Raw genomic sequence first — 25,427 nt, 5'->3', positions numbered from 1 at the left:
TTACTGATGATGTACCAAAACCATTTAGATGAGTGGATTTTTTTTGCGAAGAATAGAATCTGACCAGGATTTCAAAGGTACAAAGAGAGGTCTATTTATCTGACTTCAAAAAGAGGCTAGCAAGTTAAAAAACAACCTTGAGGTTTAAGATGTCGGGTAGCTAGCGCAATCGCCGAGCGCATGCATTACTGCATATCCACTTCAACCGGCGCTTCTGCTACCGCAGGCCAAACCAGCCCCGCCCTTGTTGCTACGAGCAGCAATACAAAAGACACCTCCAGTGCGAGGAAAACACCAATAGGGTGATTGGGTACGCCGCGTATCATCAGGTAAAGCAAGTAGCCCATAGTAAGTAGATTACCCGCAAGCGTAACGTTGAGGACGTAACCACGTTCTCGCCAGAGTGGTTTGCAGAGCAGGAAGTTCAACACCGCTGTGCCGGCGAGCATCACGCCGGGCAAAATCAACAGCAAGCGACGGGATAAACCCATCCCGTCGCTGGTTACCAGTGGCCAAACGGCAGCAAAGTGACCTTGAGCTCCGAGGGTGAGGAACAGCCCCAAAATTACTGCACCGATGGCGGCAAGCCGATACAGTGCATTTCGCTGCAAAGCGCATGTTGATCTAGAAGCCGACATCGCGCTCCCCTACTGTGGCCAGGCCACATTCGTAAGCGAACACCACCGCCTGTGCACGATCGCGCAACCCCAGTTTGGAGAGCAGGCTTGAAACGTGGGTTTTAACGGTGGCGGGGCCAATAAACAGGGCCTCCGCAATCTCGGCATTGCTCTTACCGGCGGCGATGGCCTCAAGTACTTCGCGCTCCCGAGTAGTGAGGCGCTCCAGGCGTTCTGCCAGATTGCGCCCTGCCCCCAATTTCTGTGCGAACTGGCTGATAAGGCGTTGGGTGATGCTCGGTGCAAGCATGGCACCGCCCTCAGCTACTGTACGTACTGCCTGCACCAGCGCCTCTGGGGGAATATCCTTGAGCACAAAGCCACTAGCGCCAGCCCTCAGCGCACGAAACACGTATTCATCGGGATCGAACGTGGTCAAAATAATGACACGGCAAGTTGCATCACTAGCTTCCAGGATGCGTGCTGTGGCTTCCAGCCCGTCCATCTCCGGCATGCGGATATCCATCAGGATGATATCCGGCTGATGCGTTCGTGCGGCTTCAACTGCCTCAATACCAGTAGCGGCCTCGGCGGCCACCTCGATATCGGGCTCGTTGTCCAGGATCAGGGCAAAACCACGCCGCACCAAAGCCTGGTCGTCCACCACCATCACTCGCAACATTATGTTTTCACCATTCCTGTAGGTAGTTGTGCATATACCTCAAAACTACCATCGACCACGCCTGCATGCAGATGGCCACCGAGCAGTTCCGCGCGCTCACGCATGCCTGCAATGCCGTGCCCACCGCCGGTCTGCTCGTCAATAGTTGTTTCCACCATGGGCCGGTCGCCAGTAGTGTTGCCGTCATCCCGCACACGAACCGCCAGAGTGTCATGGTCTGCGCGCAGGGTCACTTGAACCCGCGCTGCGACACCGACATGCTTGATGACATTAGTGAGGGATTCCTGAACGATACGATAGGCAGTGAGAGCGACGCTGGTCGGTACATTCTCCTGTGTGCCGTGGGTTTCGTAGTCGACCTCGGTTAACACCTGCCGGACCTTTTCAATCAGAGCTGGTAAATCATTGAGACCCGGTTGCGGCGTGAGCGCAGTGTAGCTACTGGCCGGGCGCAGTACGCCAAGTAAATGGCGCATTTCTGTCATGGCCTGACGGCCAGCAGCCTCCACAGAAGCCATGGCTTCACTAGCGGCTTGCGGGTTATTGCGGCTGATGGCCCTGGCAGCACCGGCCTGCACGGTCATAAGGCTCACCTGGTGCGCCACCACATCATGCATCTCGCGGGCGATTCGGGTGCGCTCAGCCGCGACCGCGCGCTCGGATTCGGCATTGCGTTCGCGCTCCAAATACTTGGCCCTCTCTTCCAACAAGCGCAGATATTCGCCGCGAAAGCGCAGCCGGCGGCCGATATACCACAACGCCCATACCAGCATCACCGTTACGGTGCCTGCTGCGGTTGGCCGAGCCGGAATACCCTGATCAAACGCCACAAAAACCAGCGTTGCGATGATTCCGATAAAACTGGCTCGGGTATTGGCCTCGTAGCGGCCAAGGCTATACAGCGAAACCGCCATGGCAACGATGCCATCCGTCGGTAAACCCAGTTCCAGCAATATTGTTACGCCGAGAATAACGGCCTGTACCTGCCAGGGGTGTGTGCGACGCCATAACAGAGCGAAGGAGCCGATGAACGCACACTGGAAGGCAATAACATCCCACAGGCCCTGCAGTGCCAGCACCTCACGCGAACCGTCGCGCGACCACATCAGTAGCGTCAGCAAAAACATGAGCAAGGCGATGAGCAGGTCGGTCAGGTGCGGCCAGCGTTCGAATGGCCCGCGAAAAGGCTGCCACACCGGAAGCTTGGGTAATTCCAGGCTGGCGTTGGACGGATTCGACGCAGACGTCTTTAGGGACGGCGATTTCATTTCCGCATGCTAAACCAGGCGCGCTTAGCTGTCATGGGGCTTTCGGGGGAGGCGGAAGCGGGCGCATCTCCACCTTTTGGGGGAGGCCAGATTCCTGCCTGTGGCCGATGTGCAGATGTCTGAAAAATCCGAACATGATCGGCAAGCTCACTCAGACCTAACACGGACCATAATCGCCTGGAGAAACCCATGAACGACGCTGTACTCAGCCAAACACTACCGCGACCATTCGATACCCGGCGGGCGGTTAACCTGTCGGTAAAAACCTGGTTCTGCATCGCGGCCATCGGCCATGCGATCTTCTTTGCCTATATCCTGGCCGTATTCTACCCACCCATTGCTGAGTCAGGACTGTATGGCTTAGAGGGTCTGCACCTGCCGGCGGGCTTCCGCGAGGGGGATACCCTGGGCAACCTGGCTTCGGCAAGCCACGTGCTGTTGGCCGCGATTGTGATCGGCGGCGGGCCTCTACAGCTGGTCCCTTCGGTGCGACGGCATGCCCCCAACTTCCATCGCTGGCTGGGGCGCAGTTATCTGTTGGCAGCCGTCAGCAGCAGTTTTGCTGGGCTCTACATGACCTGGACTCGGCATACCTTTGGTAATCTTGTGTCGCAAATCAGCATCACCATGGACGGCATACTAATTTTGGCGTTTGCCTTTCTGGCGGTGCGCAGCGCAATGGCCAGGCGCATTGCGGAGCACCGGCGCTGGGCCTTACGCCTATTTATGGCTGCCAGTGCAGTGTGGTTCTTTCGTGTAGCCTTGATGGGCTGGGCAATGCTCACCGGCGGCTGGGGGATCGACTGGGAATCTTTTACCGGGCCTTTCTTATATGCGTTGGGCTTCGGACAATACCTTCTCCCGCTGGCCATGCTGGAATGGTATTTTCACTGTCAAAAGCGTGAAACCGCACAGGGTACCCAGATTGCTTTTGTGAGCTCCTTGGTACCGCTGACTGTGTTTATGGCCATTGGTATTTTTGCTGCTACGATGGGGTTGTGGTTGCCACGGATCTAAGATTACTCGGGCTGATAGTCGTGAGCTTCTTGCGCTGATTTGGCTGTAGAGATTCACGACTCGTAAATCCGGCTGCTGCAGTGATACTCAAATGACAATCCTGGACACCCAGCAAATAAAAGTAAGAACCGCCAAGACTATTGATTGAAGAAGAGAGTTAAACAAAACACTAGAAGCCTAGCGCGCTCCACCCCACTATTAGATACAGATTCAAGAAGCGGTTAAGGGAATATCAAGTATTTGAAATTAAAATTCACAACCAGAATATAGTCATGTAAGAGGGTATGTATGTTTACACAATCTTCACATTTAATTAAAAAACTACTTGTTGGTGATCGTAAGTGGGAATGGTTGCCTATTTTGGTTGCACGAGTATCATTGGGGTTGTTTTTTGCGGTATCTGGCTATAACAAACTATTTATTCCTGAGAGGCATGCAGACCTTATAAAATTGATGAGTGAAATAGGAGTGCCATTTCATGAATTTATGGCGGTATTTTTAGCTTGTGTAGAATTTTTTGGTGGATTGCTATTAATAATGGGACTTTTTTCAACGCTTGTTGCTATTGTACTGACGATTGCAATGATTGTTGCTATCTCTACTGTTGAAATTGAGCATGTCATCCCTAAAGGCATTGGACCATTGGATTGGATGAGCTGGTTTCTTTATTTGCCTCAAACTTTATATATAATTATATTTGCATGGTTAATGACTACAGGTCCTGGCCGATATAGTTTAGATTATCTAATCGCCAGTAAGTTAGGGATTAACAATAATAATTAAATAAAATGGAATGGCCATGTAAGCAAAACATGTACGCCCTTAAGCATTGAGCTGTCAACACCTATGAGCAGGAACACATACCCCGCTCACAGCACTGAAAATGAAGGAAAATCAAGTAAAGGGAGCATCCACGTTTCAAAATCCCACTCTACCCACCGTAAAGGTGGTCAATGTGTATATTTAAAGAAGTGAAAAGAAATCGATGATAGTCGTTGAGAATAAGCACGTCAAAGAAGGAGACTCCAATCAAGCCTCCTATATAGAAGTTACCTTTATAGGGCAGAAAAATACATCAAAATTTGATTTCGAACTAACCATCTAAGTAGTCCTCAATGTTAGCTGCCTACTGGCCTTTATCAAATATTATTAGTAACTACCGTTTCAGAAAACTTATTGTAGTATTTAAACTCGAGTAAGTTGCCCGCTGGGTCTTTAACTACAAATTTCCCTGCCTCATTTTCTGAACTATCACCTTTTACCAGTGGCTCCAGTACAAATGAGACCGAATTATCTTTGAATAAAGCTAACAGTTCACTCCATTGTTCCTTCTCCAACAATGGGCCGAAGTGATCTATAGGCTTGGCTACCATTCCATCTCTTTCTTGATGTATAGTAATTTGATGTCCATAGAATATGACATCAATCCAATCTCCTGTATCTCGGCCTACAGCACAACCAAGTAAGTTTACGTAGAACTCCCTTGCCTTTCCTAAGTCTGGGACAACGAACGATAAGTGAAATGGCTTGATATCTAGCTCTCCTTTCTCAAATAGACAGTCGCGGAAAGCGGAGACGATCCACCAGCAAATTATATACTGGCAAGGCCAGTGTATAAAGAGAGTAGTTGAACAAAACATTTATAAACAACCAGACAATTACTGGATTGATCTGTGAAGCGACTTGTTATAGGCCATATCATCACTGACGTTAATTTTTCTTGGTTTAAGACCGAAAAGTCTACGTATCATATTAAATGGATAGACAGCTAACAAACATATACTTACCGTTATCAAAAGAGCGCTTACAAGCAATATAATAGCTTTATATACCAGAGGAATTGGCCAGCTAATCACATAATATCCAATCACAACTATGACTGTTTGATGAAAAATATAAAATGGATATATCAATTCATTGCTGACTTTAAGCCATTTAGGTGTATTTTTTAGGTAACGCTGAGCATAACCTAATAGGGTAAGCAGTGCTGACCACGCGACCAAACAACATACAAACCACCAAATTGACCAACGGGCTTGCAATGACAAATATTCACTTAAGTCTGGGGAGTAATAGTACCCGTAGAAAGCTATTGAACTAATAACTAACCACATAAAGTTAGTTCGCCGATATTTGCTGAGCGATATCCAAACTACCTGTGACTGTATGCAGACCATACCTGCAATGAAAAAGAACAGGTAAAACAAAGAGGAAGACAGATTATTTATACTATGGTCATCCTCAGGAAAGTAAAATTTTAGTCCCACCCTAAGAATAATCAAGACCAACACCACCCCAAACAAACCACTCGGTGTATTTATCAATCGCTTCAAAAACAATTTAATCGATTTTTTTGACTGTGATTGTAATAAAAACTGCAAAGGCACGGCAAGAAACGAAAAAACTACCAAATACTCAATAAACCAAAGGTGATTCGCATCGAGCTTAAATACAAGCTGTGGGAGCTCTTGCCAAAATGATTCGTATTTATCAATATTCTCAATGTAGTTTTGAGGCGGAACAACAATCATCATTCCTACAATTAATGGAATAAACAAGCGTAAAAACTTATCACGCAAGAAATGAGCCGGACTAATCCTACAGAGTAACAATACACTACCGACACCTGCAATGAAAAATAATATCGGGAGCCTAAATTGTTCAAAATATACCATGACGTCATCAAGTATTTTGCTAGACTCACCGTTCATTATGTGCCAATCATCACCATTAAAAGGCATTAATACATGATGCAAAAAAACAGCCAGGATTAATATTACTCTCAACCAATCCAGCTCTGAAACTCTAGCATTATTCATGTTTCTCTTTCCATGATACGCAAAAACTCATTGTCTTTTAATACAGAGCGACCTAAGTGAATGCGAGATCGCGCGAAAGAAACCAGATCAAACACCAATCACTAGAAAAGTATTTTTCATTATGCGAATTATATGATTAGTTTTTCGAGTCTATTTTTCAGAGTAAACCACCTCAAGTATTGGCCGCTCAACGATAACACATGAAGAACCACCATTAATTATATGAGCAGGTGCACTATCTTTTAGTATCACTATTACTGCGACTCCATAATGATTTTTTTTCAGCAAACTGGGGTAGGATTTTCTTTGATACTTCAGTCATTATTTTATCTTCTCTATCATGACCAGTGATAACAACAACCAAATCAAGATCTCTAATCGCTAGAATATACTGCCCACCAGCACCCCAAGCAAGCTTAACATCATAGCTTTTACCTATAATTGTCATATCCGTTTGATACCAAAAATATCCATAATTGAAAGTATCAGGTATCCAATCCTCCGTTGGTTTAATAATATCACTTGTAGCTTTAGCTAAGAACTCTTCTGAAATCAGCTGTTCACCCTTCCATCGGCCCCCATTGTTTACCAGTACTCCAAACTTCAGCATATCGCGTGATGTAATGCTAGAACCACTCTCGGCAATAGGTAAACCATTAATATCTTTTCGCCAACCGTAAACAGCAACGCCAAGTTTGTCCAGTACTTCAGTCTTGATGAAATGCTCACCTGTTCCCGGCACTACGCTATCAAGGACCTGCATAGTAATTCTTGGGTCAGAATGATCCTACCCATCAAAAACGGACACACCACTAAGCGACTAGTTGTTCCTCAAACGCCTCAGGGCTGAGATAGCCATTGGCGCTGTGTAGGCGATTTCGATTGTAGTCTATCTCTATATACTCAAATACGGTTTCTCGCATGAGGCACCTTGTGGGAAAGCGGTTACCATGGATTGCTTCTACTTTAAGTGAGTGGAAGAATGTTTCTGCACAAGCGTTATCGTAGCAATTACCTTTGGCGCTCATGCTGCACCGCAAATCATACGCTGTAATTAAAGATTGATAATCTTTAGAGCAATACTGGCTTCCCCTGTCAGTATGCACGATAACATTCGTAGGTTTCTTACGTCGCCATAACGCCATTTGAAGGGCGTCACAGACCAATGTGGCCGTCATCGTTTCCGACATCGCCCAGCCAATAACCAGCCGACTATATAGGTCTATCACTACAGCTAGATATAACCAACCTTCTTCTGTTCGCAGGTAGGTAATATCCCCGGCCCATTTCTGATTCGGCGCTTCAGCAGTGAAGTTCTGCTCAAGCAGGTTTGGTGCTACTGGCAGACCATGTTTTGAGTAGGTTGTGGCTTTATATCTCCTGGCTGCTTTAGCCCGTAGGCCCTGTCGACGCATGCTGGCAGCAATTGTTTTTTGATTATATTTACTCCCCTCACCAGCCAACTCCTTCGTTAGGCGAGGGGCGCCACTACGTTCTTTACTGACTATAAAACGCTGCTGTACCAAGCTATCAAGCTCTATTCGGTACTGCTGGTGCTTGGATTGGTTGGCCAATCTTGACACCCAGTCGTAAAACCCACTGCGAGATACGCCCAACACCTTGGCCATCACTTTGATGCTGAACTCATGCCTGTGCTTTTGCATAAAGGCGTACCTCATTTCAGGCTCTTTGCAAAGTACGCTGCGGCCTTTTTTAAGATCGCCAGCTCCTCTGCCTGCTCAGCCAGCTGCCGCTTAAGTCGAGCATTCTCTGTGGCCAGCTCTCTCTCGGAATCTCCTCGGCTCTGATGTAGCTTAGCCTTACTGCGCCATCCGTAAATCTGGGAAGGATGCAACCCAAGCTGTTTAGCGGCAACGCTTACTCCGACCTTGAGTGCCAGGGCTAGGGCATCTTTTCTATACTCCTCTGGGTATTGTTTACGAGTGGTTTTGGTTGGTTTATTTGGTCTTGTCATAGAGCACCTCTGCTGCGTAGTTTATCGCTTAACAGAGTGTCCGTCGTTGGTGGGTAGGATCAGAATCTTGATATCTAAATATTTGAGACTCTGATGAAACAGCCTCAGTGTATTGTAAAAAAGCTTGAGCGATATTATACCCTTTTGTTTTTGAGCCATTACCCCTAATTAGCTTAAGCTGATCATCACTTAATCTAATCCCAGAACGCATACTCATCACCTGATCAAGCGTAATATTTTCCACCCCATCAGAAATGCGCTCATGCTCTAGGTTTTTTAAAAGGTGGACTATAGGCTTATTTAAGTCAGCCATAGTCAGGTAACCTAATTGGATTGCTCTCCCAATCGCTAGCGATAAATAAGACTTAGTTACTGACGCTTGGAAATGGGGAAGATTGATCCGGCCTTTCTTATAATAAGATTCAAAGACAAGCTTGTCATTATGTGAAATAAGCACACTATCATAACCACCATGCTTACCTTCCTCTAACTCCTGTGCAAACTCAATGATAGAATTTTTACTGTCGGCCTCAGTTACCAGTTCGCCAACCACAATACCATCTTCTTTAGCGGCTGGGCTTGAATCAATGTAGGCGCTGTTAAGATTTGGTAGGGTTTGCTCGAATGAATATGATAAGCTGTTGACGTCAAATTCTGACAATTCAGGCGCACTCTTGTTGCCACTCTCAGCAATGCTTGTAGTGTTAAATAGTATAAAACTTGCCATTAGACTAAAGCGCATCAATCGGTTTTTCATGATCTTCCTTCTCAATTTAAATTAACAGGAATGTTTATCAAAATAGCGCCCTGTCAGCAGACCTCTCGCTTTACACGCCACGTCCATAAAGCACCAAACAAAACGCCCAGCGCGACACCTAAACCTATAGTTTGTACCATGTCACCCGTAGCAGCACCAAAACCCATACCAATGGCTACACCAAAGGCAATACCGAGTCCCATTTTATTTTGAGCGCATACTTTGCATAAGCTTTTCATTTCGGGCACCCCTTTGAGTTTGAAACTATATCCGCGAACCTGGAAAATACACATATGGGATACTAACAGCTTGTTAAAGTAAAGCTGCCAGCTCCCTCACCCCAAAATAGAATACGTTTGCTGTTACTTATCAGCATTACCATATCAGAGTTTAGAGGGGGGGGAGTATAACAATTATCCCAGCGAATTATAGAGTAAGAGCCTCTTAATATACTCCTAAGGAGTAGCCGATACGCAGGCTGACTTTTTATGAAATGCGTACCATTTAAGCGTTGTGTGTAATTTAGTAACTTTTCATGCATCTGTACTTTGCTAAGGCCGTGGGCGATCTTCACTAGTAATATTATAAAAATATTTACCCCAAAATTTTCCTAACAGATAATACACTTGCCTATAGCACGGAAGTGCCAGCTGGTAGGGTGCTGGATAATTTCCACATAGACAATCTAACTAGGTAGATGGCAGTCCTAGAAATCCTCAATGAAAGGTATCAGATTAAGGGCCCAAACACATAATATTTTCCTGTATTGTATACAGCCCCGCTGGAAAAATTCTTTAGGACTCAATGAGTACACTTTGTAATGCCTCCAACAATTGACCAGAGATTTTCGTGGGCTGTTCAGTATGGCGATTAACAAAGACATGCGTCATAGAACCATACGCACATGCATTTACTTGTTCTTCTTTAAAAATTGCGAGGCCATATTCAACTGAAGAATTACCTATTCGATTAACTCTAAAAGCACCGAATATTTTGTCAGGGTAAGAAATACCAGCTACATAATTACATTCAGATTTTACTATATAGCCAATGACCTCGCTGTCTTGTATATCTAACCCACCTTTTTTAATCAAAAAATTATTGGTAATAGTGTCAAAATAGGAATAGTAAACAACATTATTTACATGCCCATACACGTCATTATCCATCCACCTAGTGGTTATCTCTTCAAAATAAACATAATCAGAACGCAACGCAGCTTGGTTACTCACAAAGCCTCCTCATAAGCGGCCTGATAAATCAGGAGAGCATCATCATGAGATAATGGCTTGGGATTATTGACTAATAAGCGAGTTTGTAACATTGCATCGGTGGCAAGCATCTCTAAATGATGTTCGCCGATATCTAATTGTTTTAGGGTCCGAGGCAATTTTAGTTGTTCAATTAGCTGCTCAATAAAGGCTATAAGATCAGAGCACACTTTTTGATCGGATTGAGCTGTATTAATATTTGGACAAATATATGGCGCCAATTCACAATAAAGCCTGGCTGTATCGCTTTGATTAAAGCGCATCACATGTGGCAACACTAAAGAGTTACCTAACCCATGAGGTATATGAAAATGCCCCCCTAATGGATATGCAAGGGCATGTACAGCAGCAACTGGTGCATTGGCAAAGGCCTGGCCTGCAAGGCAGGCGCCTAATAACATATTTTGTCTTGCTTCAATGTCCTCGCCATAGTGCGTGGCCTGCTCAATATTTTTTGATAGCAATAGCAAGGCCTGCTTAGCCAACATATCTGAATAGATATTTTTTTTATGCTTAGACGTATAAGCCTCTATGGCATGTACCATAGCATCAATACCAGTTGCAGCAGTCACATGAGCTGGTAACCCTAGAGTTAATTGTGCATCCAATAAGGCAACATCCGGCAACAACTGTTTAGCAACAATACCATCTTTGGTGGTTTCTCCAGTTGTTAAAACTGCAATAGGTGTAACTTCTGAGCCGGTACCGGCAGTGGTAGGTATTAAAACTAGCGGTAATCGATTCCCTTGGACTCGCTCAAGCCCATATAGCTGATCGAGGGGTTGCTGCGAATCAATCATAACAGCGACAACTTTGGCGGTATCCATTGAGCTGCCGCCACCAAAACCTATTACGCCATCAACATTATGCTGCTTTGCCAGAGCTACTGCTGATAATACGACATGCTCTTTAGGATCAGCATTAACTTCAGCAAAGACGATGGCCGAAAATTTACTATCTAATTGCGCCTTAAGCCTCTCTACCAAACCACAATTTACAATACCTGGATCAGTTACCACTAGCAACTTGGTTATATTCAACTGATCACATATTTCACTGATTCTACTTAAACCTCCCGGACTACTTATAATGGATTTTGTAGTATCGAATTGAAAACTTAACATAAGGGTGTCACCGCCTTAATTATTATTTATTCCTGTTTTGTTTGGCAATGGTTCCATTTAAAACCCTAGGGAACCTCTGATTAGTTCAGTATGAATTTAGCACCAATCAGATACCATCAAGACTACGATAAATTAATCACCAAGTCACTACTGTAGATACGTCTATTATTTTTATTGTGGTCAAGTCCAACCGGACACCTCTCTAAGCACACTTCTCAAATTCGATAGGGGTTACATTCCTCAGTGCTTTATGCATTCTGTGTGAGTTGTGATAAGTAATATAGGCTCTCTCACCGGTTATTGCATCCTCTCTTGTTGCATAGAGATTCCCCGTTAACCACTCCCGTTTCAGGCTGCTAGAAAAACGTTCAGTCGGTGCGTTGTCCCATCAATTTTCCTTGCAGCTCATCAAGCACACCATTCCATGCTGCTTCAACAGAGTATGACTGGCATACTGGCTGCCTCGATCAGAGTAGTGTAGAAGACCTTTTGGTGGTGTATGCAAATTGACAGCTATCATCAACGCACGACTTATTAAGGCCATTTACATCTGGCGATCTAAATGCCAACCAACAATCCAGCGTGAATAGAGATCAATCACTACCACCCAGTACAGCCAGCCCTGCACAGTCTAAATATACGTAATATCAATAGTCCAAACTTGATCTTTAGCGCTCGGAAATAAATCACTATTCAGAAGGCTTTCTGCGATCGGCAGTTGGTGTTTGTTATCTGTCGTCACTGTAAATTGCTTCTTGTTTTTTACTGCCAAACGTAGCCTTGTATTAGCCTGTGGACATGATAGCGCCCAATTTTACGCCTTCTTTGCGTAACGGTTTCATTAACCGGCGGCTTTCGAGACTCTGTCGAGATTCTGAAAATAAAGCGGTCAAACGATGGCATAGTTTCCATGTCTGGCTATCTATTGAGCTATCACTACGACGACACCACTCGCACTCGTAATAGCTACTCTTATTTACTTGCATTACCCAACAGAGAGCCCTAATTGGAAAGTTGCTTTGCTGCTTTTTTATAAAGTTGTACTTTATTTCATTTCTTTGTCCATCCGCAACTGCTTGTTTTCGCGTCGCAACCGATCCAATTCAGCGCGCTCACCGGCATCCAGCAATATTCCGCTCTCTTCCTGCTTCAGCTCTTTAATCCAGTGCCTCCGCAGTGGCTCCTATAGCCTCTGCGGCCTTAGAGATCGGATACCCTCGCTCATCGACTAGGGCTATGCCACCTTTTTTGAACTCCGGCTTGAATTGCCGGCGTGTCTCTTTTTCTTTTATGCTTCACCTCGCTTAGTAGTTTTACCTTCTTAGCAAAGTGTCCGGAAGTATTAGACCGCCGTAGCACGTCTTTCGTTTTTTGTATACATTGTTTTCTTACCTTTATAGAAATTATACAATGCTTCATGTGACGCTTTAGAAAAAGTATCATCCCTATTGGTGTATTCCGCTATCCATTTTATCAGCATGTCTAAATTTTCGTCTTGAGCTTCCTTTGAAACGTACTTATGAGGCTCCCAAGGTCGATTCTTTGCATTGGAGATACACATCTGAACTGGCAAATTCAGAAATATAACTTCGCTGGATACTGGGAGAACTATTTCCAGTAGATCTGAGTAACAGCCTTCAATAACCCAACTTTCGTTGTCATTTAAAAACTTGTCAATCTCTTTCCTAGATTCGTCAATAGGTCTTCGAATGGGGGGAGATACTGGCTGCCATGCAACTGTATCCAGGTCGAAATGCGCCAAACCTTCTGACTTGGATAATTGTATGGCCAGGGTTGATTTCCCTGCTCCAGAATTCCCAAATATTACTATTTTTTTCAAACTTATTTCCTTTCGAACAGACAGCACCAAAATCAGCTATGGCTTATTTGGCATGTATTTTTGATGAAAAAGGGAGTACAACACTCACCAAAAATCCACAAATAAGACTTCGGCTACATTTAAATTTTATGGGCGAAGTCTCGCATACAGGTGTTCATCAACATAGACCCCTTCATGAACCACTGCTCCTTTTAAAACACCTTCCAATTTGTACCCAGCTTTCTCTAGTACCTTTAAGGATGCCTTGTTTAGAGATGTAACAGGGTTAAATAATCTTTTGAGGTCCGTGGTTTCAAAAATATATTTTGTAAATTTTATCAACGCCACAGTAGTGATACCTCTATTCCAGTGATCGTAACTGAGCCAATAGCCTATTTCGGCTGAATGCGAGTACTCAAAATTCTGGGTGTAAGCACCGATAACACCACAAAATGAGCCGTCAAAATCAATAGCTCGAACAACCCCAACCTCCTTACTACCAGATTCTATCCACCACTCAGCGTCTCCTCTCGTATATGGAGAAGGGATTCTCAAGGAAAGATATTTTGTAACCCGATCATCATTCAAGTGACGAATCAGTGAATTTTCATCTCCTCTGTGTAAGTTTCGGAGTTCAATCATTTCTGGTTCATATTAGGGTAAGATCTGAAGGCGCATAGCAGCGAAAGGGCCTTCCGAGGCCCGCTGGAGCAACAGTGCCCTATTGGCACATATCTAGGTATCTCGACCGACATAAAGTTCATCCCCGAGTAGCTCTAGAAACCCAAAAGGCTCATTTTCCTCAGAGCCAAAGAACTGTATGAGGATAAAGTTCTCCGCTTGAAATACTATACCTTTTTGCTCAAGGCTCTCGATTTCTAAATAAAGCGTCTTAGGATATCGCATTTTCGCCAAGTGCGGGGTCCGGGAAACAATATTTTTGAGTAATTACGAATTTTCAAGGGTTATCTTAATAAACGGGGGAAGCCCGTCTTTTGGTTGAGGAAGGCCATCACAGGTAACGTTTAACTTGTCACCATTATATTGCCCTTCCTCCAAATGATAAGTGCTTCAAAACCTTCCCATCCATAAGCTGAAGCCTGCCCGTTGATACCTCATGGATTTGGAATAGCCTCACCTGTCCATCCGAAAGGAAGCCATAAACGGGATGGCTATCACCCTCCAAGCTGCGTAGTACCATAATGCATGGACCTATTTGATAGCTTCCAGGCCTGCTATCACCCGGATAAAGGGAGGGGATTCCATCAATCCAGGTCAGGAATACAAGTGGAGGTAGAGTTGGCACAGGCATTACCGGAGGCACATGGAGATCCTTACTCGCTTTACGCGCTTATTGGGATTCGTCTATGCCCTGCCCCTGAATACCAACCCCTCAAGTTTAGAGATCTCACGCATAGAGCCTGGCAGCCCAGCCCTACAGCACAGCACTGTGACGCTTTATCTGCCCTACCTTCTCTGGTCGCTAGTTTGCCCTGATAGGGCCCCATAGAGTTGGGCTCTCCCCTTCTCGTAGCTCCCATGGTCAACCAGCGTCAAGTCCAAACTCCACAGTTGCAGTCTCTTGCCGTAGGCACCGGCCTCCCAGGCCCCTATTGTTATCTTCTCCATACATCATCATAAACTTAGGTGTTTAGACCGATATGGCTTAGAAAGGACTATACCTTGATGACCTCATACTGGAAGGTACGCTAAGACTGGCTTGGAAGATAGATCGGTGGAGATCACATCTGCCACCCCCTCCTCCATAAAAACTGTCCGAACTGAGCACCCCTAAATTCTGTTGAAGTGCCAAACTGTCACAGGATAAAAGCAAATGAAACTCCCAAATGAAGACCAACTATTTGGTTGCAAATGAAACCCTCGCCCTATTCTTTGCGGCACAGTAGGATAAGCTATCCGCCTGTAGGTGCAGCGCGGCACTAAGGAACAGAGTAACCAGAAGACGCCATGACCACACAGCAGTTCGATGACTTAAATGTTGTCTCACAGGAAGTTCTGATCAGTCCAGAGACGCTGAAAGCAGAACTCCCCATCAGCGATGCCGCCGAAACGGCTGTCGCTACAGGACGCGCCGCCGTGCGCGATATCCTCGATCGCAAAGACCACCGTTTGATGGTGGTTATCGGGCCTTGCTCCGTTCACGATGTGGACGCCGCGATGGATTATGCCAAGCGTCTGAAAGCGGTGGCTGACAAGGTTTCCGATACCCTGCTAATTGTCATGCGTGTCTATTTTGAAAAGCCTCGCACTACGGTTGGCTGGAAGGGCCTGATCAACGACCCCCACCTGAACGATTCCTTCAAGATTGAGGAAGGCCTGCATATCGGCCGCAAGTTGCTTTTGGATGTCGCCGAGCTGGGACTTCCCACCGCTACAGAAGCGCTGGACCCAATCTCTCCCCAGTATCTGCAAGACCTGATTTCCTGGTCCGCCATTGGCGCGCGCACTACCGAGTCCCAGACTCACCGGGAAATGGCCAGCGGCCTCTCCTCTGCCGTAGGCTTCAAAAACGGTACTGACGGCGGTCTGGAAGTAGCTATCAACGCCTTGCAATCCGTCGCCAACCCCCACCGTTTCCTCGGTATCAACAAGCGTGGTCAGGTCGCGATTATTCACACCGCAGGTAATTCCTACGGGCACGTAGTACTGCGCGGCGGTAATGAAAAGCCCAACTACGATTCTGTGAGTGTCGCCATGTGCGAGCAGGAACTGCGCAAGTCCGATATCGTGCCAAATATTATGGTGGACTGCAGCCACGCCAACTCTAACAAAAACCATGAGTTACAGCCCTTGGTTGTAGACAATGTGACCCACCAGATCCTCGACGGTAACCAGTCGATTATCGGCATTATGGTGGAAAGCAACCTGAAAGCCGGCAATCAGAAAATCCAGCCAAAGCTCAGTGATATGGAGTACGGAGTTTCCGTTACCGATAAGTGTATCGATTGGGAAACCACCGAATCACTATTACTGGGAATGGCTGAGCAGCTTCGTGAGCCTCTAAAACAGCGAAATACTTAATCGAATACTTTACTGGTATCAGGGTTTACTATTTTGCCCTGATACCCGGTTCTATTAACCCCTTTTCTTCGAAATAATTCTACTTAATAACCACTGACAATCTCAGTTTGCAGGAGTATTCTGCAGCTGGAGCCCCCGACTGATGGCACCATATTCCACTTATAGATTATGTTCAGTTATTAAGATGACGGTATTCTCCAACCTTGCTCTGACCATAAAAATGGAACTCCAGCCCATAACGCCTTAACCTATATACTCGGTGGGTTCGTCCTCGCTTGGTTATTAGTAAGCCTTAGCTTTGCCTTGGAAAGCAACTCAGAATTTCCCCGGGTTGTTACTGCCCTCCTTACGCTTCTCGCTTGCATCACTTTCCCATTCAAAAAGACATACGATATCGATTACCCAGAAAAGTTACTTATTCCCAAGGCCCGTATTCTTTGTCATAGCTGGATAGAAAAACAACTCCTCAGTATTTTTAAAGGAGTAAAGGCCATTTTCCATCACTCAGAGCGCAGTAGAAACAAGAGAGTTTTAGCCAGATTTTCTTCCAAGGAGGAGGAAGCCCAGGCTTATATAGAAAGCCTTTCAAAGTTAACCACACTTCCAGCCCTTGAATGATTTTTTTTGGTTATTGGTGCGAAACTATTACCTCAGAAAGAAGATAATTTTTAGGTTAGACATATAATTACCCATATTTTTCTACATGCATTGTTTGAAATAGAACCAACACACCTTAAGATTCCGCCCTACCTACTTGACTCCATACCCCTAGACCCGCAGTTTTATGACTTACCCGCATTATGACTATTCAGTCAACCCTTAAATCAACACAGGAGAGGTAAATATGGATTCCATTCAATGGGATATGTCTTCTTCAACGATTGTTCGCAAACTTTCTGTAGAAGCTAAGCAATCTACCTTCGCCCCACCCCATCTGGATAAGGTGAAACAGGGAGAGCTACTGAAATTCCATGCGCACATCAATGTGGAGCAAATGCCCGAGGGTCACCACCTGAAAAAAGCAACCATTTTTTCCAATGTCCCCAATGGAGGCACATGGGAACTGATCTGTGATGAAGGTACGGCAGTCGGCGGCCGAGGCAGCGCCCCCTCTCCTATCATGTATTTCTCCGCTGGATTGGCACTTTGCATGATGTCTCACGTAGAGATGCTGGCGAAACTGGCAGATATAAAGCTTAAAAGCGTGAAGCTTGAACAAAAAACCGAGTTTTCTACCACGTTGGATTTTGGGGGTATCAAGCCCGAAGAGGTTTTCGGCAAAGGTGATAAAGTGGAAATGCATTTGATCATTGAGAGTGACGAACCAGAGGAAAAACTTCTGGATTTTGCCCACTATTGTCGACAAGCTTGCATGTCGCTTCAAACTGTTGCTAATGAGACCCCAGTTTCAACCAAACTCTATTTAAATAATAAGGAACGACCATTCAAATAGTCGTTTAATACCTGTGATTACTAACTATACATTAGAAGGGAGACATCAATAACAATAGTTTTTTTCGAGCTTCCTTAGGTTCATTTATGTATTTATCAACTTAAGAAGACGTGTGACCATGCTGAGGATGCTGCAAAAACTGAAATAACAAATAATTCAAAAAAACTCTCTTCTTCTTTTGCCCACACGTAAATATCCAGATTGAACTTACTCACACCTATACATACTAAAAACAAAATTTATAGGTGAAAGATAAAGATAACACAACCATAGAAAACAAGGCCGCCATAAAATTACCAGGGATTCAGCCTTTAAAAATACTATTCCGAGGAAGGTATTTCTAACGGGAATCAACACTTCCTCAGAAGAATCAACACAGACCTCAAAAAAATGACAGTCTAGTCACCGCATAAAGCGCCAAATAGAGCGTTATCGGAACCCCCAACCATCTTCACAAGGCCATGTAAACATGGGCTTAAATTCCAAATCGAACCGGGGGTCTGGAACATAATTTAACCTATATAAAAATTACTAAAATATTCATTGCCTAAGCGCTAAAAAATTCAGACTTTTGAACATCAAAAAATTAATGCAAATAATATGAAACTTTCTAAATAGCACATTGGGACTGCACACATGTTCGAGTAGACTTGTTGCCAAGTTGGAGAAGGAGAAAACGTTATGCGTTATGTATTTTCAATGATATTACTGCTCTCTCTAGCAGGTTTCAGTTACGCGCAAGATCGTCTTGCACAGTTACCTGCTGGTTCTTCACCGGTACAAATACTTGGTAAGACCTATTACCAAAGCGGCAATACTTTCTATGCATTTAATGAACAAGGTCGTTATTTTTACCCGGTACAACCGCCTACCCGCATTCGTCAGTATGAGCAACCGAGAAATATGTACTGGCGTGGGCGCGATCATCGTGCTCGTTACTACAGAGGTACTCAACCCCGTTACTATATGCGTGGCACACAGCCCCGTTACTACATGCGTGGCACTCAGCCCCGTTACTATGGTCTGACTCGAGACCAAGTAGAGGGCTGTATGAATGCCGCAGCGGATAAAGCAAATGCCAATCATGCCATCGGTGGTAAGATATATATCCGCGAATATAACCAGTGCATTAGTAACCTGCGTTATTAGCGAGATGCTTCGCAAACTCAAGAAGCAAACTTCCAAGGGGCCTCAGGGCCCCTTTCTTATTCAGCCACCAAAACGGTTTCACAGTAAATTTATAGCTTAACGAGACCCACCGACCTGGAAGGCTGTGCTCTAACCTCAAAGGTACTACTTGTAAATTTGACCATCACTTATCGGTTACCTCCAAAGCCTCCCTATTGCAATAAGCAGATTTTACGATCTCCCGGACTTCTACCGATAGCGTCTCCACACCCGGCAGGCTCTCACACATAGCTTTCGTCAACAATTGAGACAGATTCTGGCGCTGCTCTAAGGTACGACCCGATAATAACGAACATTCGAGGTGCGCAAATACCGCTGAAGTATGCCCCACCAAGTAATACTCAGTGGGCATTATTCGAACTTTTATATCACCTTGCTTAAATAATCCGGAAGATTCTGCTGCATGATATACAGCTGTCATGAGAGCTGAAATATCAACTTCTTTAATAAAAACGGATGGGCAGTGGATAACACAGTGGGGCATAATTATTCCTGTAAATTAAAAAATCACGCAGACGTTAATTATCTGGTTATGACCGATCAGTGTTCCAAGAAACTGAGCCGCTGAACACTCCAGTTCAGGATTTGTGTTATCCATAAGCCATCTTTATCTGGATAAATTCCGTGCACAAAACCAAATTGATGAGGACCACGCCCAGGCTGCCCTTGATAACGGGAGAGTAACTTTCCAGATAGGTTGTATCGGCGGATCTCCTCTGCACGCGCATCTGTCACCCAAATATGGCCATCAGCCAACGCAAGCACATAGGGATATCCTGCATCCTCCCACTGGGCTATGTAGGTACCCTGTCGATCAAAAATCTGTATTCTTTGATTTTCCCGGTCTGCAACATAGAGTTGGTTATCCCAAATTACGAGTGAGTGAGGAAAATTAAACTGCCCCGGGGCATTTCCAATACTCCCCCATGCCTGAACAAACAACCCATTGGGGTCAAGTTTAACAATACGGCTATTCCCCTTATCAACAACATAGATAAATCCATCACTATCAACTGCAACATCCTGTGGTTGATCAAAGAGGACCAGATCATAATCTCGATCAAACCAGCCTTTACCAGCCAACCCTCGCTTACCAAGCACCATGGATACATCTCCACTCGGGGCAAACCTCAAAACCAAATGGGTAGAAGTATCCGTAGTCCAAATATTTCCATTGCTATCTATGCGCAACCCATGGGGGTTCTCAAATAAGCCCGCTCCCAACTCTCGTATGAAGCGCCTCTGACGATCAAACTCCAACAGCTGGTGGGCTCCTCTGTGAAGCACAAAAAAATGACCCTCTCTTGTGCGGGCTATTCCAGCAACTTCTCCCAAGGACCATCCTTCTGGTAGAAGGAACCTCTCTACCTTGCTTTGTAGAACCATACTTGTTTCTTTTTGGTCTCCAAAAGCCCATAACGGCAAAAGAAACAGAGTCAGAAATAACAGTCCTGTAGATTTCATAAGTCACCCCTAATAAATAGTATCCAATTACGCTATGCCGCATATTGTTACTGTTTCCCCAGGGGATATTAATACGATAGAATATTGATTCTTATTTTCCTAAACGGAAACAATAAAGGAAGGGACTGTTGAACAAGCTTCAATTGATGACTGTTTTCCGTACTGTCGCTCGCCATAGCTCCTTCACTCAGGCAGCCAAGGAGCTAGGGACCACGGTCTCAGCTGCCAGCAAGCATGTACAACAACTGGAGAAACACCTGGGTACTCGCCTTTTAAATAGAACAACACGCAGCCAAAGCCTGACTGATGCCGGTAAAGAATACCTTTCAACGACTGATCGTTTATTGACCGAACTTCAAGAGATTGAGGAGCGTATCGCTAACCGCGGCAGCCAACCAGCCGGACATATCCGTTTAACTGCGCCCACGGCACTTGGGCAGTTTTGGCTCAGCCCACTTCTTCCCCGGTTTACTGCTCGATATCCCCTGATTCGACTGGAGCTGGTCCTTGATGATCAGCTGAGAGAGATCACAAAAGAAGGGTTTGACCTTGCGCTGCGTACCAAAGCAGTATCAGTGAACTCCTCCCTGTATTCGCAGCAGCTGGGTGAACATCGCCGACGATTGGTGGCCTCACCGGAATATGTGCAGCAATCCGGCATTCCACAAGACCCTAAGCAGTTGCCTGACTATGCTTTACTCGCCTACAGCCTCGGCCGAACGTCCATTCACTGGAAATTTTCGAACAGCTACCAAGAGGTTACAATTAACGTAAATCCACAATACACGGCCAATAATTATTTCGCTCTGTACCAAGCTGCCCTGGCTGGAACCGGGATAGCCAGTTTATACGACTATCTGGTAGATAAGGACATTGCATCAGGCCGTTTAGTTGAAGTGCTGCCAGAGTGGACACAACCTAGCAGGCCAGTATTTGGTGTCTATCAACAAAGGCGAACCGCCTCACCCAAGCTCGATGTACTGTGGCACTTTTTAGAGGAAATTTTTGCTGGTGAAAGAGAGGAGTGCTCCCATAATTAAATTGATACCCTTGATTATAATGTCCATATGAATTGGGCTTGCATTCTGGGCACTACTATCTGGATTTTAAGAAGGTCTCCCCCTAAAACTCTAAAACACCCTCCTCTCGCAATTCTATTTTCTTGTGCCGCGATATTTCCTGCGAATCTTATCGACTATCTCAGGTATAAAACTCCAGTCATACACGAAAAATAAGTGTCAATTTTGTCTTCAATGACACTAATTTCATTATGATCCCTGGTTTTGAATACCAGGCTCTCAGTCCCACAGATTAACTATCGAAACACTGATAAGTGAATTGCACCGCAATAGAGAGAGATAAATTTCTCTTGGCACCTAAATCTCTCAAGATAATAAATAAAACGCTATCGATTGTTATCGAGCCCTTGGCTCTACACTATGCTTGGGCTGCCTACATACCACCATTCAACTTTACAGAAATTATCGGAGGATTCTATGACATCCAACCATAAGGAAACGTCTAAAAATCTGATCGAACAGTGGGGGGATAACACACCACATAAAGCCACCAGCTACCTGTCTCCTGACTATAAAAACCACCAGATGCCCGATGCAGGCAGTGAAACCTCGTGTAAAACACTACAAGAATGGCAGAAGCTAGTTACTGATTTCCATCAGGGATTTTCAAACGTGAAGATGGAAATCCTTCTTCAAGTATCTGAAGGTGATTACGTTTGCACACGCTGGCGTGTAACTGCCACGCACACAGGGAAATTTATGCAATATGAACCGACAGGAAAAACCAGCTGCTGGACCGGTGTACACACTGATCGATATGAAAATGACAAGATGGTGGAAAGCTGGGTTGACTGGGATAAATATACATTCCTGGATCAACTAGGGCTAACAGGATAAACATCGGTAGAAAAATACCTAATGACTACTTTCAAGCTAATTGGGGAGGTTTGTAGATGACAAAAGTTTTAGTCTCCGGTTTTGAAGCTTTTGGGAATACTCCAGTAAATCCGGCTGAGTCAGTGATGCGTGTATTGGATGGAACACGTATAGCTGCGGCCGACATCTGTGGCATACTGGTACCTAACAATTTTTTCGAAAGTATTGATGTCGTCACCGAAGCAATACAAGAGCTACGTCCAAAATTGGTAATAATGCTGGGAGAGTATGGTGGCCGCTCAATGGTAACCGTTGAGAGAATCGCACAAAATTACAACGACTCGACAAGATATCACCTTAAGGATAATCGCGGGGTGGAAATGCAAGGTGAGCCAACGGTACCAAATGGGCCTGTAGCCTACCGCAGCACACTTCCTATTAGGGCTATGGTCCAGGCCATGCGTGATGCAGGGGTGCCGGCAGATATCTCCGATACCGCTGCCACCTTTTGTTGTAACCACCTCATGTACGGCGTACTACATTATATTGTTACCAATCAACTAGATATACCTGCAGGATGGATTCATCTCCCGCAACTACCCCAAGTGGCCGCTTTACCAGAAAATATTGGCACACCCAGTATGTCCAGGGAGACTGCAGCACTTGGTGTACATATCTGTATAGAGACTGCACTGAAACATTCTAAAGATATCGATAGATCTATCCCATCTAGGTTTCAGATATAGAAAAAACTTGTGACAACTGCCAGCACTGGCAACATTAAAAAGAATTTTTTCCAGTCTTTATAGTTTCAACTAACTTTGAGCTGTCTGCGGACCTTAGGTTTTTAATATGGGAGGATCAAATCGATTGTGCTCTTCAACGACTAACGACTTCCGAACATCATTTAGATAAGTTAAATCACATTGGGATTTTACCCACCCCTCACCACTGGCTTTTTGCGCCAAAATTCTCCCCCAAGGATCTACTATCATACTTTGGCCCCAAGTATGTCTTGACCCTCGGTTATGAGAACCCCACTGAGCTGCAGCAAGTAGGTAGCACTGGCTATCAATAGCTCTTGCTTGAATGAGAGTCTGCCAATGTGCCTCCCCCGTAGGTTTTGTAAAGGCTGCGGGCAAGGCGATCAACTCAGCCCCTGCTAAACGCATAGCCCTAAATAACTCTCCAAAGCGTATATCATAACAAATGGCCAAACCCACTTTTCCAAAGGGAGTAGCAATAACAGTGATGTGTTCACCTGAGCAAAAAGTATCACTCTCACGGTAACCACGAATACCATCTTTTACATTTGCATTAAACAAGTGCAATTTGTCATATTGTCCTAAAACCTGACCCGAATCATTAAAAAAATAACTACGATTCACCACTGTATCTTTTTGAGTTAAAACTGGAATGGTTCCCGCTACCAAATAAACTCTGTATTTACGAGCAAGTTCTGATAATGATTTTTTTAGTGGGCTATTTTCATCAGGCAAAGCATAATCTGATTGATCGACTTCATCTCCACCAAATACCAAACAAAATTCAGGAAGCACCACTAATTGCTTCTCATTTTTGTCTACACTTTCACTCAACGCATGAAGTTGAGATTCTATCTTGAAAATGTTTTCCTGAACGTCAGCACTACTGCAGCACTGTAGTAAATTAATCTGCAAAATTTAATCTCCCTATATGATTCTAGCTGATACTTTTTCCAAATTAAAAAATGAGAGATACTTAGAAAGCTAGGGCTGTTTTAAGCTTCTGACCACGAAACTGCTGCAATGACAAAACCAGAACCAAAAATCCACAAATGATAAAAATAAAGTCAATGCTAATTAGATAAAGATCAGCAATTGCACCGGAGACCATCATACCTAGCGGGTAGGTCAGCCTGGTTATCACTCGATAAATACTCATCACACGGCCACGTTTAACATCAGGAGTATTGGTTAAAATTGCCGTTTCTATCATAACATTTATCAGGCCAAAACAATAACCACAACCGAAAAATATAATTAAAGTAAAATAAATGTTATCACTCAGGCCAAGCCCTATAAGTAAAAATCCAAAAATAAGAAAACTAGCCAAACCCAAAGAAGACCAATCTTGAACTATTAGTTTGAAATAAGGCAAGGATAGATAGCCTATTAATCCACCACCACCAAATACTGAAATCAAATAACCGTACCAAAAACCAGGTGCATATAGAGATTGCTCAATATAAAAAGGTAGTAAAACTACGAACGGCCCAGATAGAAAATAGACACCACCAATGAGCACTAATAGAGATTTTACTGATGGATCGTTAGAGATATACTCAAGCCCCTCCTTCATGCTATAAAATAATTTTTGGAAATTTGGTCGAGACCAAGATTGAGATGAAATCTCCCCAACTTGTTTGGGAGGTTTAATCCATGATTCAGCCAAAGCAGAAAGATAAAATGAAAAGCTATTAGCGAATAAAATAACGATAATGCCAAATTGGCCATAGAGCAATAACCCTACACCCTGCCCAATTAACATTGCCCCTTGAATAGTGGCATTCTTTACGGCATTAGCAAGAGGAAGTTGTTTTTTAGAGACTACATTTGTTAACAATGATGAATAGGCTGGATCATAGACACCCAAGGCGGCACCTAAGACTAATTGAATCAAAAGTACCAAAGTAACAAGTAGGTAAATTTGATCAGGGAGAAAATAAAATGTCACAGGCAATATCAATGATGCCGTACCAGATAGTATATCACTACATATGATAATTTTTTTCCTCGAATAGGTATCTGCAAGAACTCCTCCTAATGGAGAAAACAAGGCTATAAAAACCGAGAACAGCATAGCAGAAAGGCCCATCACTGAAGCTAGGCCTACCTCTTCCTTTAACCAAAACATCAATGTAATAAATGCGATCTGGCTACCAAACTGGCTGATAAAATTCCCAAACCACATCAATTGAAAATTACGGCGCGACAGTTTATCCGATAGTTGCATGTTCAATAATACCTCCAACCCGGTCATATGACCGGGCTCCCG

The 25,427-nt window shown here is 44.6% G+C and carries 26 protein-coding genes; 8 read left to right on the top strand and 18 right to left on the bottom strand.

The window, feature by feature from the left end:
* Positions 1 to 185: 185 nt before the first annotated feature.
* The 3 genes from GL2_RS16255 to GL2_RS16245 are packed head-to-tail and all read right to left on the bottom strand — an operon-like array spanning position 186 to position 2,567.
* Positions 186 to 638: a hypothetical protein gene (locus GL2_RS16255; protein WP_143731633.1), complete on the bottom strand. Its 453-nt coding sequence runs from the start codon at positions 636 to 638 to the stop codon at positions 186 to 188.
* Entirely contained in the window at positions 625 to 1,299 is a 675-nt protein-coding gene (locus tag GL2_RS16250) for a response regulator transcription factor (protein WP_232053653.1), read from the bottom strand. The genes GL2_RS16255 and GL2_RS16250 overlap by 14 nt, the downstream gene beginning before the upstream one ends.
* Positions 1,299 to 2,567, bottom strand: a complete 1,269-nt coding sequence (locus GL2_RS16245; RefSeq protein ID WP_232053652.1) for a sensor histidine kinase — start codon at positions 2,565 to 2,567, stop codon at positions 1,299 to 1,301. The genes GL2_RS16250 and GL2_RS16245 overlap by 1 nt, the downstream gene beginning before the upstream one ends.
* A gap of 189 nt (positions 2,568 to 2,756) precedes the next feature.
* Here GL2_RS16245 and GL2_RS16240 point away from each other — a divergent pair, with 189 nt between their 5' ends.
* Positions 2,757 to 3,584 carry a DUF2306 domain-containing protein gene (locus tag GL2_RS16240; RefSeq protein ID WP_143731631.1) on the top strand — a complete coding sequence of 276 codons (828 nt, stop codon included), beginning with the start codon at positions 2,757 to 2,759 and terminating at the stop codon, positions 3,582 to 3,584.
* 288 nt (positions 3,585 to 3,872) lie between these two features.
* Positions 3,873 to 4,367 carry a DoxX family protein gene (locus tag GL2_RS16235; protein ID WP_143731630.1) on the top strand — a complete coding sequence of 165 codons (495 nt, stop codon included), beginning with the start codon at positions 3,873 to 3,875 and terminating at the stop codon, positions 4,365 to 4,367.
* Positions 4,368 to 4,723: 356 nt separating this feature from the next.
* Here GL2_RS16235 and GL2_RS22435 read toward each other — a convergent pair whose 3' ends face one another.
* The 11 genes from GL2_RS22435 to GL2_RS16180 form a co-directional block, all read right to left on the bottom strand.
* On the bottom strand, positions 4,724 to 5,224 hold the full coding sequence (locus GL2_RS22435; protein ID WP_370452066.1) for a VOC family protein: 501 nt from the start codon (positions 5,222 to 5,224) through the stop codon (positions 4,724 to 4,726).
* Positions 5,225 to 5,242: 18 nt separating this feature from the next.
* Positions 5,243 to 6,403, bottom strand: coding sequence for an acyltransferase (locus tag GL2_RS16225; RefSeq protein ID WP_143731628.1), 1,161 nt, complete (start codon positions 6,401 to 6,403; stop codon positions 5,243 to 5,245).
* A 235-nt stretch (positions 6,404 to 6,638) separates the two neighbouring features.
* Complete coding sequence (locus GL2_RS16220) at positions 6,639 to 7,166, bottom strand: serine hydrolase (RefSeq protein WP_143731627.1); 528 nt, start codon at positions 7,164 to 7,166, stop codon at positions 6,639 to 6,641.
* 49 nt (positions 7,167 to 7,215) lie between these two features.
* A protein-coding gene (locus tag GL2_RS16215) for an IS3 family transposase (protein ID WP_370452065.1) occupies positions 7,216 to 8,378 on the bottom strand; the annotation gives its coding sequence in 2 pieces (ribosomal slippage) (positions 7,216 to 8,120 and positions 8,120 to 8,378; 1,164 coding nt in all).
* 28 nt (positions 8,379 to 8,406) lie between these two features.
* Positions 8,407 to 9,135, bottom strand: coding sequence for a serine hydrolase (locus tag GL2_RS16210; RefSeq protein ID WP_143731625.1), 729 nt, complete (start codon positions 9,133 to 9,135; stop codon positions 8,407 to 8,409).
* 53 nt (positions 9,136 to 9,188) lie between these two features.
* The gene (locus GL2_RS16205) at positions 9,189 to 9,374 is read right to left on the bottom strand and encodes a hypothetical protein (protein WP_143731624.1); all 186 of its coding nucleotides are present in this window, start codon (positions 9,372 to 9,374) and stop codon (positions 9,189 to 9,191) included.
* Between the two features lie 555 nt (positions 9,375 to 9,929).
* Entirely contained in the window at positions 9,930 to 10,367 is a 438-nt protein-coding gene (locus tag GL2_RS16200) for a thioesterase family protein (protein WP_143731623.1), read from the bottom strand.
* The gene (locus GL2_RS16195; protein WP_143731622.1) at positions 10,364 to 11,530 is read right to left on the bottom strand and encodes an iron-containing alcohol dehydrogenase; all 1,167 of its coding nucleotides are present in this window, start codon (positions 11,528 to 11,530) and stop codon (positions 10,364 to 10,366) included. The genes GL2_RS16200 and GL2_RS16195 overlap by 4 nt, the downstream gene beginning before the upstream one ends.
* Positions 11,531 to 11,732: 202 nt before the next feature.
* Positions 11,733 to 11,882, bottom strand: coding sequence for an IS3 family transposase (locus GL2_RS22430; RefSeq protein ID WP_143732931.1), 150 nt, complete (start codon positions 11,880 to 11,882; stop codon positions 11,733 to 11,735).
* A 990-nt stretch (positions 11,883 to 12,872) separates the two neighbouring features.
* Positions 12,873 to 13,370 carry a shikimate kinase gene (locus tag GL2_RS16185; RefSeq protein ID WP_143731621.1) on the bottom strand — a complete coding sequence of 166 codons (498 nt, stop codon included), beginning with the start codon at positions 13,368 to 13,370 and terminating at the stop codon, positions 12,873 to 12,875.
* 126 nt (positions 13,371 to 13,496) lie between these two features.
* Complete coding sequence (locus tag GL2_RS16180; protein ID WP_143731620.1) at positions 13,497 to 13,991, bottom strand: GNAT family N-acetyltransferase; 495 nt, start codon at positions 13,989 to 13,991, stop codon at positions 13,497 to 13,499.
* 1,326 nt (positions 13,992 to 15,317) lie between these two features.
* Here GL2_RS16180 and GL2_RS16175 point away from each other — a divergent pair.
* The 3 genes from GL2_RS16175 to GL2_RS16165 all read left to right on the top strand — a co-directional run bounded on the left by GL2_RS16175 (position 15,318) and on the right by GL2_RS16165 (position 18,993).
* Positions 15,318 to 16,391 carry a 3-deoxy-7-phosphoheptulonate synthase gene (locus GL2_RS16175; RefSeq protein WP_143731619.1) on the top strand — a complete coding sequence of 358 codons (1,074 nt, stop codon included), beginning with the start codon at positions 15,318 to 15,320 and terminating at the stop codon, positions 16,389 to 16,391.
* Between the two features lie 844 nt (positions 16,392 to 17,235).
* On the top strand, positions 17,236 to 17,844 hold the full coding sequence (locus GL2_RS16170) for an OsmC family protein (protein ID WP_143731618.1): 609 nt from the start codon (positions 17,236 to 17,238) through the stop codon (positions 17,842 to 17,844).
* Between the two features lie 681 nt (positions 17,845 to 18,525).
* Positions 18,526 to 18,993, top strand: a complete 468-nt coding sequence (locus GL2_RS16165) for a hypothetical protein (protein WP_143731617.1) — start codon at positions 18,526 to 18,528, stop codon at positions 18,991 to 18,993.
* Positions 18,994 to 19,156: 163 nt separating this feature from the next.
* Here GL2_RS16165 and GL2_RS16160 read toward each other — a convergent pair whose 3' ends face one another.
* Positions 19,157 to 19,516 carry a 5-carboxymethyl-2-hydroxymuconate Delta-isomerase gene (locus tag GL2_RS16160; RefSeq protein WP_143731616.1) on the bottom strand — a complete coding sequence of 120 codons (360 nt, stop codon included), beginning with the start codon at positions 19,514 to 19,516 and terminating at the stop codon, positions 19,157 to 19,159.
* A gap of 56 nt (positions 19,517 to 19,572) precedes the next feature.
* Positions 19,573 to 20,319 carry a peptidyl-alpha-hydroxyglycine alpha-amidating lyase family protein gene (locus GL2_RS16155; RefSeq protein WP_172621180.1) on the bottom strand — a complete coding sequence of 249 codons (747 nt, stop codon included), beginning with the start codon at positions 20,317 to 20,319 and terminating at the stop codon, positions 19,573 to 19,575.
* A 305-nt stretch (positions 20,320 to 20,624) separates the two neighbouring features.
* Between GL2_RS16155 and GL2_RS16150 the strand changes: the two genes are divergently transcribed.
* The 3 genes from GL2_RS16150 to pcp all read left to right on the top strand — a co-directional run bounded on the left by GL2_RS16150 (position 20,625) and on the right by pcp (position 23,137).
* Positions 20,625 to 21,536: a LysR family transcriptional regulator gene (locus tag GL2_RS16150; protein WP_143731614.1), complete on the top strand. Its 912-nt coding sequence runs from the start codon at positions 20,625 to 20,627 to the stop codon at positions 21,534 to 21,536.
* A 456-nt stretch (positions 21,537 to 21,992) separates the two neighbouring features.
* Positions 21,993 to 22,412 carry an ester cyclase gene (locus tag GL2_RS16145; RefSeq protein ID WP_172621179.1) on the top strand — a complete coding sequence of 140 codons (420 nt, stop codon included), beginning with the start codon at positions 21,993 to 21,995 and terminating at the stop codon, positions 22,410 to 22,412.
* 56 nt (positions 22,413 to 22,468) lie between these two features.
* Positions 22,469 to 23,137, top strand: coding sequence for a pyroglutamyl-peptidase I (gene pcp / locus GL2_RS16140; protein WP_143731612.1), 669 nt, complete (start codon positions 22,469 to 22,471; stop codon positions 23,135 to 23,137).
* A gap of 93 nt (positions 23,138 to 23,230) precedes the next feature.
* Here pcp and GL2_RS16135 read toward each other — a convergent pair whose 3' ends face one another.
* Positions 23,231 to 24,070, bottom strand: a complete 840-nt coding sequence (locus GL2_RS16135; RefSeq protein WP_143731611.1) for a carbon-nitrogen hydrolase family protein — start codon at positions 24,068 to 24,070, stop codon at positions 23,231 to 23,233.
* Positions 24,071 to 24,131: 61 nt separating this feature from the next.
* Positions 24,132 to 25,412: an MFS transporter gene (locus GL2_RS16130; protein ID WP_143731610.1), complete on the bottom strand. Its 1,281-nt coding sequence runs from the start codon at positions 25,410 to 25,412 to the stop codon at positions 24,132 to 24,134.
* Positions 25,413 to 25,427: the final 15 nt, after the last annotated feature.

Source organism: Microbulbifer sp. GL-2, assembly GCF_007183175.1.
Lineage (GTDB): Bacteria > Pseudomonadota > Gammaproteobacteria > Pseudomonadales > Cellvibrionaceae > Microbulbifer.
The sequence above is the reverse complement of the archived record's forward strand: the minus strand, read 5'-3'. Positions and strand labels throughout refer to the sequence as shown.